The sequence below is a fragment of the Arthrobacter sp. ov407 genome (genome assembly GCF_900102895.1).
In the GTDB taxonomy this organism is placed as follows: domain Bacteria; phylum Actinomycetota; class Actinomycetes; order Actinomycetales; family Micrococcaceae; genus Arthrobacter.
In genome coordinates this window covers 23,505-36,411 of the sequence record NZ_FNGD01000004.1, presented here as the reverse complement: position 1 = coordinate 36,411, position 12,907 = coordinate 23,505, and the positions used below count along the sequence as shown (strand labels likewise).

Genomic DNA, 12,907 nt, shown 5'->3' with positions numbered 1-12,907 from the left:
AAGAAGCGGGGACTGGGCCGGCTCCAGCCCGGACTGGGTCGGGAGGCAACGTGGGCATGTTCAGCGAGTCTGTGGATGTTGTCTGCACGCCCGCCGGCCAGCCCCTGCGCCTCGACTGGGCCGGCCGGCGCTACACGGTCTGCGCGGAACCCGTCCGCTGGTATGAGCGCCGCCAGTGGTGGACGGAGGAGAGCCGGGCGCCGCTCGGGAGCGGTCCGGGCCTGGTGGATCACGAGATCTGGCGGGTCCAGGTGCGTGCCGCCGGGGACCATGCCGCGGACTCCACCCTCACCCTTGACCTGACCCGGCATGTCGGCAGCGGCCGGTGGCGGCTCCTGAGGATCCACGACGCCCTGCAGCCCCTCCGGAAGCCCAAAACAGCATGAACTTCACCCACCTGCACGTCTCCACCGCCTTCAGCGCCCACTACGGCGTCTCCTGGCCGGATGAACTGGCCGCCGCGGCCGCCGCAGACGGCGCCACCGCGCTGGCCTGCACAGACCGTGACGGGCTGTACGGCACCGTCAAGCACCTGAAGGCGTGCATGGCCGCCGGGCTCGATGCGATCGTCGGGGTGGACCTTGCGGTCTTTGACGACGACGGCGACCTCCGCACCCAGCTCGGGGGACGCGTCGTCGTGTTGGCGCACGGACACAACAACGGCGCCGGGTACCGGGCGTTGTGCCGGCTGATCTCCGACGCCCATGCCCGCACTACGGGCAAGGCCGGGGGAGCGGTGCCGGTGGCCGTCACCCGGGCGGAACTGGCCTCCCGCACCCTGCACCCGGAAACCCTGCAGCCGGTTCTGACAGTGCTGATCGGCCCGGACTCCGACGTCGGCCGAGCCATGGGAGGCCGGCGCTACCTGCGGCCCCGCACCCTGTTCAAACGCTGGCTGGACGCCATGCCCCCCGGGACGGTGGCGGCGGAGGTTGTGTCCCAGCTCAGCCCGCCAGGGGAACCGCTGAGCACCGCCCACGCGGTGCGCATGCTCAAGCTCGCCGCAGAGCACGGGGTGCCCGCCGTGCTGAGCAACGCCGTGCGGTACGTGGCAGAGGACGGCGCGGCCACCGCCGATGTGCTGGACTCGGCCCGGACGCTGAAATCCCTCCCCGAGCTCTCCGCCGCCCCGCTGCTGCAGCCCAACGGGCAGGGCTGGCTCAAATCGGCGGCCCAGATGCTGCAGCTGGGCAAGGAGATCATCCACGCCGCCGGCTACGGCACGGCGGACCTCAAACGGCTCCTGGCCCAGACCGAGGCGCTCGCGGACCGCTGCCGTATGGATCCTGTTGCCGACATGGGCTGGAAACAGCCCGTGGTCCCGGAGGCATCCGTGATCGGGATCGCCGGCGACGCGCTCGCCGAGCTGACCCTGCGCTGTGAGGCCGGCATCGGCCGCCGCTTCCCGGGAATCTCCGGGCAGCGGGAACAGCAGCTGCGGACCCGGTTGGAGCACGAGCTCCGGATCACCGACTCGCTGGGCTTCGCCTCCTACTTCCTGACCGTCGCCGAGGTCTCACGGATGATCCTGGCCCTGGGCGTCCGGGCGGCCGCGCGCGGTTCGGGTGCCTCCAGCCTGGTCAACTACCTGATCGACATCAGCCAGGTGAACCCGCTCCAGCACGACCTCATCTTTGAACGCTTCCTTTCCCGCGACCGCGCCACGCTGCCCGACATTGACATCGACGTCGAAAGCGCCGAACGGCACAACGTCTACCGGAAGATCTTTGAGCGCTTCGGAGCCGAACGCGTCACGCTGATGAGCATGCAGAACGGCTACCGCGCTCGCGGTGCCGTTCGCGACGCCGGCCTGGCCCTGGGCATGGACGACGGCGAGGTCGGTGAAATCGCCAAGCAGCTGTGGCGGTTCTCGGCCCGGCACTTCCGCGAAGCCCTCGTGGAGAAACCCGAGCTGAAGGAATTCGCGGACCGGGTGGAGCAACGCGACTTCACTGAAAACCAGCAACTGGACCTGCTGGTGGACCTCACGGAACGGCTGGACCGGCTGCCCCGGCACATCTCCATGCACCCCTGCGGCGTCATCCTCGGCGATGCCACCCTGTTGGACCGCACCCCCGTCCAGCCCAGCGGACTGGGCCTGCCCATGAGCCAGTTCGACAAGCACGACATGGACCCCATGGGCATGCTCAAACTCGATGTCCTGGGCGTCCGGATGCAGAGCGCCATGGCCTTCGCCGTCCGGGAAGTCATCCGGCTCCACCCCTCCAAGGCCGAGGTGGTGGCCGCCGGCGCGCATCCGGCCGGCCCGGACGGGACCGGCCCGGATTACATCGCCGAGGACGGGCACATCGACCTCAATGCGGTCCCGCTCGATGACGAGCCAACCTTTGAACTGATCCGCAGCACCCACACCCTGGGCTGCTTCCAGATCGAATCCCCGGGCCAGCGTGAACTGATCGGCAAGATGGCGCCCCGGGAATTCAACGATCTCATCATTGACATCTCGCTGTTCCGCCCCGGCCCGATGAAATCCGACATGGTCCGGCCCTTCCTGGAGCACCGGCACGGGTTCGCCCCCGAGGTCTACCCGCATCCCGACCTCAAACCGGTCCTCCAGGAAACCCACGGGGTCACGGTTTTCCACGAACAAATCCTCAAGACCTTCGATGTCATGACCGGGTGCGGTCTGGCGCGCGCCGACGAGTTCCGCCGCGCGCTGGGCAACGAGGTGCTGGAAGCCAGGGTGGAGGAGTTCTTCCGGAAGGAGGCGCGGGCCCGGAACTACAGTCCCGAAGTGGTGGACAAGGTCTGGGGCACGCTGAAGGCCTTTGGCAGCTTCGGGTTCTGCAAGGCCCACGGAGCCGCCTTCGCCGTGCCCACCTACCAGTCGGCCTGGCTCAAGGCGCACCACCCGGAGGCCTTCCTCGCCGGGCTCTGGGAACACGACCCCGGCATGTACCCCAAACGCCTGCTCGTCGCCGAGGCCCGCCGCCTGGGGATCCCCATCCTTCCCCTCGACATCAACCGGAGCCAGGCCGAGTACCGGGTGGAACGTGTGGAATCCGGGTCGGACCGGGGCAGGCTGGGCATCCGGCTGAGCCTGAACGGCATCTTCGGACTTTCCGGCGCCGAGCTGAAACGGATAGTGGCCGGCCAGCCCTACGACTCCCTGGCGGACCTGCGCGCCCGGTCGCGGCTGAGCAGGCCCAGCATCCAGCGCCTGGCCCAGCTGGGCGCCTTCGATTCGCTGCACCGGGCGTCCGGGGGAGCAGCCAACCGGGCGGACCTGGTCCAGCACCTGCAGAAACTCCAAACCCGCCCCTTGCGCAAGGGCATGGAGGTCATTGAGGGCCAGCTGGCGTTGCCGCTGGGGGACGTGGAACTGAAGAACCTAAAGGCGGTGCTGCCCGCGCCCAGCATGGTGGACAACGTCCGGGCGGAACTGGACCTGATGGCTGTGGACGTCAGCGAGCACCTCATGACCAGCCATCGCCCGCTGCTGGACCGGCTCGGCGTCACCACCGCGGACAAGCTGCTGGGACTGCGCAACGGCACGGAGGTGCTGGTTGCCGGGGTCCGGGTGGCCACCCAGACCCCGCCCATGCGGGGCGGTCGGCGGGTGGTGTTCATCAGCATTGACGACGGCACGGGTTGCGTGGATTCGGTCTTCTTCCACGAAGCGCAGGAGCAGTCCGGATCCTTGCTGTTCGGCACCCGCCTGCTGCTGATCCGCGGCACCACCCGCCGGACCGGGCCGCGGGGGATCAGCATCAGCGCCAGCATGGCCTGGGACCTCAGCCGCCCGGAGACTCTGCCGTTCCCGGAATACGTTGCCGGCGCCACCGTCCAGCACGCACCTGCCCTGCCCGGTCCCCTTGACGGGATCAGCAGGAACCTTGCCATCACCGGGCTGGGCGGCTGACCGCCCGTCGGAGCGGGCGCCCTGGGGCCCAGCCGGGCTGGGGCTGGGTTGCGGCCGGGGCTCTACTGCTCAGTGTGAACTGCGCAGACGCGTTGGTTGGCCTCTGGAGAAACCGATAGCATGGACGAGGCTGGCTGTGGTCCCCGTACGCCACAAGCTACGAAGCCTTAACTTTGAATAGGAGACACCCGTGTCAGATGCCCAGCAGATCACCCTTCTCGTCGACGGCGAAGAGACCAAGGTGACTACCGGGACCACCGGCGCGGAACTCTTCTTTGAGCGCCGCGACGTCGTTGTGGCCCGCGTTAACGGCGAGTTGAAGGACCTGGACCAGCCCCTTCCCGAGGACGCCGCCGTTGAGGCCGTCACGATTGATTCCCCGGACGGGCTCAACGTCCTGCGCCACTCCACGGCCCACGTCATGGCCCAGGCCGTGCAGCAGCTGCGCCCCGACGCGAAACTCGGCATCGGCCCCTACATCACCGACGGCTTCTACTTCGACTTCGACGTCGCGGAACCGTTCACCCCGGAAGACCTCCGCCAGCTCGAAAAGATGATGCAGAAGATCATCAACCAGAACCAGAAGTTCGTGCGCCGCGTGGTGTCCGAGGACGAGGCCCGCGAAGCGATGAAGGACGAGCCCTACAAGCTCGAACTCCTGGGCAAGAAGAACAACGCCGCGGAGGCCGGAGAGGGCGTCAACGTCGAGGTCGGCGCTGGCGACATCACCATCTACGACAACGTGGACCGCAAGAGCGGGGACAGCATCTGGTGCGATCTGTGCCGCGGTCCGCACCTGCCGAACACCAAGCTGATCTCCAACGCCTTCGCACTGACCCGGTCCTCGGCCGCCTACTGGCTGGGCAACCAGAACAACCAGCAGCTGCAGCGCATCTACGGCACCGCCTGGCCCACCAAGGACGCACTCAAGGCCTACCAGGAGCGCATCGCCGAGGCCGAGCGCCGCGACCACCGCAAGCTCGGCGCGGAGCTGGACCTGTTCTCCTTCCCGGACGAGCTCGGCTCAGGCCTGCCGGTCTTCCACCCCAAGGGCGGCATCATCCGCAAGGCCATGGAGGACTATTCCCGCCAGCGCCACGTGGATGCCGGCTACGATTTCGTCTACACCCCGCACATCACCAAGGGCCACCTCTACGAAGTCTCAGGCCACCTGGACTGGTACAAGGAAGGCATGTTCCCGGCGATGCACATCGACGCGGAGCTGAACGAGGACGGCACGGTCCGCAAGCCCGGCCAGGACTACTACCTCAAGCCGATGAACTGCCCCATGCACAACCTGATCTTCCGGTCCCGCGGACGCTCGTACCGCGAACTGCCGCTGCGGCTCTTCGAGTTCGGTTCGGTTTACCGTTATGAGAAGTCCGGCGTGGTACACGGCCTGACCCGCGTCCGGGGCATGACCCAGGACGACGCCCACATTTACTGCACCCGCGAGCAGATGAAGGACGAGCTGACCACCACGCTGAACTTCGTCCTCGGCCTGCTCAAGGACTACGGCCTGGACGACTTCTACCTCGAGCTCTCCACCAAGAACGAAGACAAGTTCGTGGGCGACGACGCCACCTGGGATGAAGCCACCCGCACCCTTGCCGAGGTGGCCGAAGCCTCCGGGCTTGAGCTCATCCCGGATCCGGGCGGAGCCGCGTTCTACGGCCCCAAGATTTCCGTCCAGACCAAGGACGCGCTCGGCCGCACCTGGCAGATGTCAACGATCCAGCTGGACTTCAACCTGCCCGAGCGCTTCGAGCTCGAGTTCCAGGCCGCCGACGGCACCCGGCAGCGGCCCGTGATGATCCACCGTGCCTTGTTCGGCTCGGTGGAGCGCTTCATGGGCGTGCTGACCGAACACTACGCCGGTGCCTTCCCCGCCTGGCTGGCGCCCGTGCAGGTGGTGGGCATCCCGGTGGCTGAGGCCTTCAACGACTACATGTTCGACGTCGTGGACCAGCTCAAGGCGGCCGGCATCCGCGCCGAGGTCGACATCTCCTCGGACCGTTTCCCGAAGAAGATCCGCACGGCAAGCAAGGACAAGATCCCGTTCGTGCTGATCGCCGGCGGAGACGACGCCGAGGCAGGAGCCGTGTCCTTCCGCTTCCGCGACGGCAGCCAGGACAACGGCGTGCCCGTGGCCGAGGCCGTCCAGCGGATCGTCGACGCTGTCCGAAACCGGACCAGCTAGGCAGACGGAAGGCAGCGCGTGCAGGAAACCCCAGGGGCCGGGCCGGAGTATCCGGGCGACCACGACGTGACGGACGACTTCGGCCTGGCCGGGGTCCCTGACGCTTTCCAGCGCCTGTGGACCCCGCACCGGATGGCGTACATCAAGGGCGGCCAGCAGCAGTTCAAGAACCCGGACGACTGCCCGTTCTGCGCAGCACCCGAGCGGGGGGACGAGGACTCCCTGATCGTGTACCGGGGCAGGACCAGCTACGTGGTGCTGAACCTCTTTCCGTACAACCCGGGCCACCTGCTGGTCTGCCCCTACCGGCACATCCCTGACTACACGGATCTGACGGTCGAGGAAACGGCGGAATTCGCCGAGCTGACCCAGACCGCCATGCGGGTGCTGCGCAAGGTCGCCAACCCCTCCGGTTTCAATCTGGGCATGAACCAGGGCGTCACCGGCGGGGCGGGCATCGCCGGCCACCTGCACCAGCACGTGGTGCCGCGCTGGGGCGGGGACGGAAATTTCTTCCCCATCATTGCCCAGACCAAGGCGATCACGCAGACCCTCGGCGAGGTTCGCCAGCAGGTGGCTGACGCGTGGCCGCAGGAAACGCCAGCGGGGCAGAATATGCCCGCGGAGCGGGAAACAACCGGGGAGAAGGATGCTTAACAGGCACGCCCGTGGTTTCTTCACCGCACTGTTCTCTCCGGTTGCCCGCTGGCTGCTGCGGATCGGGGTGTCGCCCGACGCCGTGACTGTGGTCGGCACGCTCGGTGTGGTGATCGGCGCCCTCGTCTTCTACCCGCTCGGGCAGCTCCTGTGGGGGACCGTGTTCATCACGGCGTTCATTTTCTCCGACGTCATTGACGGCATTATGGCCCGGATGCAGCAGCGCGGCGGCCGGTGGGGCAATTTCCTGGACTCCACCCTGGACCGCGTGGCCGACGGCGCCCTCTTCGCCGGCCTCGCCGTCTGGTTCTTCACCGGCGGCGCCAACCCGCCGATCGCCGTCGCCGCCATCGTCTGCCTCGTACTCGGCATGGTGGTGTCATACGCGCGGGCCAAGGCGGAAGCCCTGGGGTTTCACGCCAACGTCGGCATCGCCGAGCGCGCCGAGCGCCTCGTGTCCGTGCTGGTGGTCACGGGTCTCACGGGCCTGGGCCTGCCCGTCGTGGTGCTGTTCGTGACGCTGTGCCTCCTGGCGACGGCGAGCCTGGTGACAGTAATCCAGCGCATCGTGACAGTCCACCGCCAGTCGCTGGAAGAACCCGAAGGTACCGCCACGGAACGGTCCGCCTGACGCGCCACACGGCCCCGCGGCGGGCTCGCCGAATCCCCGGTCCCGCGCGAGATTCGACTGCTGTAACTTGAGTTCTGCCGTGCCCCGGCCGGGGGATAGTATTAGCTTTACCGGCCAATGGATCCGGTAATCCGGTGTGTGCGAGACACGGCATTTACCTGCCGTCCGCGCCCCGGCGAGGTCATCTATCTACCCATAGGGGTTTTTGTGTCTACACCTGAGGTAAGCAGCGAAGCCGGCGCGTCCGCGAAGAACGTCACGGGCAGCAGCCGCGTCAAGCGCGGCATGGCTGAGATGCTCAAAGGCGGCGTCATCATGGACGTCGTCAACGCCGAGCAGGCCCGCATCGCCGAAGACGCCGGTGCCGTGGCCGTGATGGCGCTGGAACGCGTTCCGGCCGATATCCGCGCCCAGGGCGGCGTGTCCCGCATGTCCGATCCCGACATGATCGACAAGATCATCGCGTCCGTGTCCGTGCCCGTCATGGCCAAGGCCCGGATCGGGCACTTCGTCGAGGCGCAGGTCCTGCAGTCCCTCGGCGTGGACTACATCGACGAGTCCGAGGTCCTGACCCCGGCCGACTACACCAACCACATCGACAAGTGGAACTTCACCGTTCCGTTCGTCTGCGGTGCGACCAACCTCGGTGAGGCCCTGCGCCGCATCAACGAGGGCGCGGCGATGATCCGGTCCAAGGGTGAGGCCGGCACCGGAGACGTCTCCAACGCCACCACGCACATGCGCCAGATCCGCGCCGAGATCAAGAAGCTTGCCGGCATGGCCGAGGACGAGCTCTACGTCGCGGCCAAGGAGCTGCAGGCACCGTACGAACTGGTCAAGGAAGTTGCCGCGACCGGCAAGCTCCCCGTGGTGCTGTTCACCGCCGGCGGTATCGCCACCCCGGCCGACGCCGCGATGATGATGCAGCTCGGCGCCGACGGCGTGTTCGTCGGCTCCGGCATCTTCAAGTCCGGCAACCCGGCCCAGCGTGCCGCCGCCGTCGTGAAGGCCACCACCTTCTTCGATGACCCGGACGAGATCGCAAAGGCCTCCCGCGGCCTGGGCGAGGCCATGGTCGGGATCAACGTCGACGAAATCCCGCAGCCGCACCGCCTCGCCGAGCGCGGCTGGTAACGTTCGACTGCTTCTCCACAGACTCGGCGCCAAGGCGCCTCATCCATGGAGCCTCTGCAGTCTCTCTTATTAAGCCAAGAGAGTCGGGCGCGATTGTCGCCGAAGTATTAGTACGAGTCCGGCCCGTCACCTTTCCAGGTGACGGGCCGGCGTCGTTTGCGTTCTGCGTGGGTTAGTCGAGGCCGCGGCGCTTCAGCAGCGGCCCGAGATCCGCGTCCCGGCCCCGGAAGGCGCGGAATGACTCCAGCGGGTCCCGGCTGTTGCCGCGGGAAAGCAGTTCGGCCCGGAAGAAATCGCCGTTGGCGCGGCTGATGCCGCCGTTTTCCTTGAACCATTCCACGGTGTCGGCGTCCAGGACTTCGCTCCAGATGTAGGAGTAGTAGCCGGCGGCGTACCAGCCGCCGGCGAAGATGTGCTGGAAGTAGCCTGTCCGGTAGCGCGGCGGGATAAGGCTGTGCGCCACGCCGGCCGCGGCCAGTGCCTTCGCTTCGAACTCGAGGACGTCGTCCGGGACATCGGAGCCGTCCAGGACATGCCACGCCAGGTCCAGCAGGGCCGCGCCGAGGTATTCCGTGGTGCCGAAGCCTTCGCCCCAGAGCTGTGCGGCGTTGAGCTTGTCCACGGTTTCCTGCGGCAGGGGTTCGCCGGTCGCATGGTGCCGCGCATAGTTGGCCAGGACCTCGGGCCACATAATCCACATTTCGTTGACCTGCGAAGGGTATTCCACGAAGTCCCGCGGCACGTTGGTGCCGGAGAACCGCGGATATGTGACGGCGGAAAACAAGCCGTGCAGGGCATGGCCGAACTCGTGGAACGTGGTGCGGAGTTCATCCAGCGTCAGCAGGGTGGGCTCGCCGGCCGGCGGCTTGGAGATGTTGAGGTTGTTGATCACCACCGGACGGGTGTTCAGCAGCCCGGACTGCTCCACGAGGGAATTCATCCACGCGCCCCCGCGCTTCGTCTCCCGCGTGTAGTAGTCGCCGAGGAACAAGCCCAGGTCCGTGCCGTCGGAATTCCTCACCTCCCAGACGCGCACGTCCGGGTGGTAGCCGGCGAGATCGGCGCGTTCGTGGAAGGTGACGCCGTACAGGGCGGTCGCCGCGAAGAACACACCGTCGTTCAACACCCGGTCCAGCTCAAAGTAGGGGCGCAGGGCCTGCTCATCCACGGCATACCGCTCGCGCTTGACCTTGGCCGAGTAGTACGCCCAGTCCCAGGCCTCGAGGGGGTGGCCGGCGGCCTCGGCCAGCGCCTCGGCCTCGGCGTCGGCGTTGCGGACGGCGGCCGGGGCCAGCCGGCTCATCATGGCCTGAACGGCCTGGAAGTCCGGTGCCGTCTGCCGGTCCACACTGAGTTCGGCGAAGTTCGCGAACCCCAGCAGGCCGGCCTTCTCGGCGCGGAGCCGGACCATGTCCTTGACCAGATCGAGCACATCGAAGCTGCCGCCGTCGCTGCCGCGGCCGATCGAGGCCTCGTAGAGCCGCCGGCGGACGTCCCGGTTCGCCAGCGCGGCCATGGCGGGCTGGTTGCTTGGCTGGATCAGGGTCAGCAGGAACTTGCCCTCGTGCCCGGCGGTCCGGGCGGCCTCGGCGGCGCTGGCGACGTCGTCGGCGGGCAGGCCGGCGAGGTCGGCGGCGTCGTCAAGCAGCAGGGCAGCGGACTTCATGCCTTCCTTGACGCGCTGGCCGAACTCGGTGCCGAGCCGGGAAAGCTCTGCGTTGACGTCCTTGAGGCGCTCCTGGCCGGCGTCGTCCAGCTGGATGCCGGAGGCCCGGAACTCCTTGAGGTACTCCTCCACGAGCCGGGCGGACTCCGCGTCCAGGACGGCTGTGTCCAGCGCAGCGAAGCGTTCGTAGAGCCCGCGGTTGAGGTAGACGGCGTCCTCGTGGGCGGCAAAGAGCGGGGACAGGCGGGTCTCGAGATCCCGGATGGAATCCGAGGCGTCCGCGGAAACCAAGGTGAAAAGGGACGCGGCGGCCCGTTCCAGCAGCCGGCCGGAGCGTTCCATCGCCAAGGCCGTGTTTTCGAAGTTCGGGGCGGCCGGGTCGGCCACGATGGCCTGAATTTCGGCAAGATGCTCGGCCAGGCCTGCCTCAACGGCCTCGGCGTAGTGCGCGTCTTCGATGTCCGCGAAGGGTGGCAGGCCGTAGGGCAGGGTGCTGGGGCTCAGGAGGGGATTGGTCATGAAGTGACTCTTTCATGCACGGCCCGTGTTCTCAACGATCGCCTCCGTGTGTTGTGGTTCCGCTCACCGTAGGATGGCCGGCATGGGGAAAATCAGTGCCGGTCTGCGTGGCCGGATCGTTGCCGCTGCCACGGGCGTTGTCCTCGCGTCGCTGCTGACATCTTGCGGACTCCTCGCCGGGCCGGGCGGACTAAGTCCCTCGTCGGCAACCGGAAGCACTGGGGGAGCGGCAGACGGCGCCCGGCCGCCGTCGGGCACGCCGACGCCGACTCCGACTCGTACCCCGACGCCGACGCCGGGTAAGGGTCCCGGCTGTGCGGCCGTCCGGTGCACCTCCGTCCTGGTCACCGGGGACATGCTGGTTCACCCCCAGCTCTGGCAGCAGGCACGCGAGGACGCCCGCGCTGCCGGTGCGGCGGGGCTGGACTTCGGGCCGTTGCTGGAGGGCCAGCGGCGCTACATCGAGCAGAGCGACGTGGCGATCTGCCATCTTGAAACCCCGGTGGCGGGCCCGGACGGACCGTTCTCCGGGTACCCCTCCTTCAACGTTCCGCCGCAGATCGTCACGGCCGTCCGGGGTGTGGGCTATCAGGCCTGCACGACGGCCAGCAACCACACCGTTGACCGTGGCAGCGCGGGCCTCGTCCGCACCCTGGACGCCCTCGACGCCGCCGGGCTGCGGCACACGGGCTCATACCGGACCGAGGCGGAGTCGAAGGGAGTGCTGATCCTGCAGACCGCAGCGGCCAAAATCGCCGTCGTCGATGCCGCGTACGGCCTCAATGGGCTGCGTGCCGAGCAGTCCTGGCAGGTCGACCTGCTCGATCCGGCCGCAATGATTTCCAAGGCGCGCAGGGCCCGGGCATTGGGCGCGGACATCGTGCTGGGGGTCATGCACGCCGGCGATGAGTACTCCAGTGAGCCGAACGTCCAGCAGCGGGAGGTCGCCCATACGCTCGTGGACAGCGGCCAGTTCAGCATGATCTACGGTCACCACAGCCATTCGGTGCTGCCGATCGAGAAGTACAAGGGAACGTGGATTGTGTACGGGCTCGGCAACGGCATCACCGAACTCTCGCCGTCGTTCGTGGTAAACAACGAGGGCCTGTTGGTCCGGGTGCAGTTCAGCCAGGATGCGGCCGGGGCCTGGGCTGCCTCGGACCTGGCCTGGGCGCCGTCGGTGGTGGTCCGCGGACCCTACCGCTGGTGTTCGGTGGCTGCCGACGCGCCGCAGGGCCGCTGCGCAGGTACGGCGGCGGACGCCGCCACGCGCCGGCGCACAACGGCCGTGGTGGAGTCGATGGGCGCCCCGGCGGCGGGCGCCCACGAGCTGATTCTTTCCCGGAAGCCCTAAGCTTGGGCAGCATGGAGATGATCAACGAACGGCGGCGTACCGTCGCGTCGCACGGGGCTGAGCTGGCTGTGTTTGAGTACGGCCCGGAGCCGGGACCCGAGGTGCCCACGCTGCTCCTCGTGCACGGCTACCCCGATGACCACCGGGTGTTCCTCCCGGCCATCCGCGAGCTCGCACGGACGCATCACGTGGTGGCCTATGACACCCGGAACGCGGGCGCCTCCGCCGTCATCGGCTTCCCCAGGGACTTCACCCTGAAGACGCTCGTGGATGACACGCTCGCAGTGCTTGCTGCTGTCGGCGCCACGGACATCCATCTCGTGGGCCATGACTGGGGATCGATCCAGGGCTGGGCCGCCGTCCAGGACCGCAGGGCAGCCGGCCTGATCGGCCGGTACACGAGCATCTCGGGCCCGGACCTGCGGCACTTTGCCCGCTGGGTGCGAAGCCGGTATGCGCGTCCCCGCGCGTGGCCGCAGCTGGCTGGGCAACTGGCCCGGAGCTGGTACATCGCAGCGTTCCTCGTGCCCCAGCTGCCGGAGGCCGCCTGGCGCCTGTTCCTCACCAAACGCTACGAGCGGACGGCGAAGCGCGACGTCGGCGATGATCCCATCCGGGGGCTGGCGCTCTATCGCGCCAACTTCTTCTCGGCCGCGAACTGGCCGGCAGGCGGCCGCGTGACGATGCCCGTCCACGTGGTGGTGCCGCTGAAGGATCAGTTCCTCGGGCCGGCCCTCGTGGAGGGGCTCGAAACGTGGGTGGACGACGTGACCGTGACGAGGGTCGACGGCGGCCATTGGTGGCCCGTGACCCGGCCGGCCGAATTCGCGGCACTGCTGCGGCAGCCGCAGACAACACCGTAA

9 protein-coding genes are annotated in these 12,907 nt (G+C 67.9%); 8 read left to right on the top strand and 1 reads right to left on the bottom strand.

Annotated elements, in window-relative coordinates; translation table 11 throughout:
- The first annotated feature begins 50 nt into the window (after window positions 1-50).
- From BLS42_RS06075 to pdxS, 6 genes are all read left to right on the top strand, one after another.
- Window positions 51-386, top strand: coding sequence for a DUF6504 family protein (locus BLS42_RS06075; RefSeq protein WP_090578081.1), 336 nt, complete (start codon window positions 51-53; stop codon window positions 384-386).
- Window positions 383-3,883 (top strand): DNA polymerase III subunit alpha, encoded by a 3,501-nt coding sequence (locus BLS42_RS06070; RefSeq protein ID WP_090578078.1) that lies wholly within the window; start codon window positions 383-385, stop codon window positions 3,881-3,883. Before BLS42_RS06075 ends, BLS42_RS06070 begins: the two co-directional genes overlap by 4 nt.
- 190 nt (window positions 3,884-4,073) lie before the next feature.
- Window positions 4,074-6,083: a threonine--tRNA ligase gene (gene thrS / locus BLS42_RS06065; protein ID WP_090578075.1), complete on the top strand. Its 2,010-nt coding sequence runs from the start codon at window positions 4,074-4,076 to the stop codon at window positions 6,081-6,083.
- Window positions 6,084-6,101: 18 nt separating this feature from the next.
- Window positions 6,102-6,740 carry an HIT family protein gene (locus tag BLS42_RS06060; RefSeq protein ID WP_090578073.1) on the top strand — a complete coding sequence of 213 codons (639 nt, stop codon included), beginning with the start codon at window positions 6,102-6,104 and terminating at the stop codon, window positions 6,738-6,740.
- Window positions 6,733-7,371: a phosphatidylinositol phosphate synthase gene (gene pgsA / locus BLS42_RS06055; protein ID WP_090578070.1), complete on the top strand. Its 639-nt coding sequence runs from the start codon at window positions 6,733-6,735 to the stop codon at window positions 7,369-7,371. Before BLS42_RS06060 ends, pgsA begins: the two co-directional genes overlap by 8 nt.
- Before the next feature lie 207 nt (window positions 7,372-7,578).
- Entirely contained in the window at window positions 7,579-8,505 is a 927-nt protein-coding gene (gene pdxS / locus BLS42_RS06050; RefSeq protein ID WP_090578067.1) for a pyridoxal 5'-phosphate synthase lyase subunit PdxS, read from the top strand.
- Window positions 8,506-8,677: 172 nt separating this feature from the next.
- On the opposite strand, the gene BLS42_RS06045 is transcribed toward pdxS, so the two are convergent.
- A complete protein-coding gene (locus tag BLS42_RS06045; RefSeq protein ID WP_090578064.1) occupies window positions 8,678-10,690 on the bottom strand; it encodes a M3 family metallopeptidase in 2,013 nt (670 codons plus the stop codon).
- A gap of 82 nt (window positions 10,691-10,772) precedes the next feature.
- Here BLS42_RS06045 and BLS42_RS06040 point away from each other — a divergent pair, with 82 nt between their 5' ends.
- Window positions 10,773-12,044 carry a CapA family protein gene (locus tag BLS42_RS06040; RefSeq protein WP_090578061.1) on the top strand — a complete coding sequence of 424 codons (1,272 nt, stop codon included), beginning with the start codon at window positions 10,773-10,775 and terminating at the stop codon, window positions 12,042-12,044.
- A gap of 11 nt (window positions 12,045-12,055) precedes the next feature.
- Window positions 12,056-12,907 carry an alpha/beta fold hydrolase gene (locus BLS42_RS06035; RefSeq protein WP_256336290.1) on the top strand — a complete coding sequence of 284 codons (852 nt, stop codon included), beginning with the start codon at window positions 12,056-12,058 and terminating at the stop codon, window positions 12,905-12,907.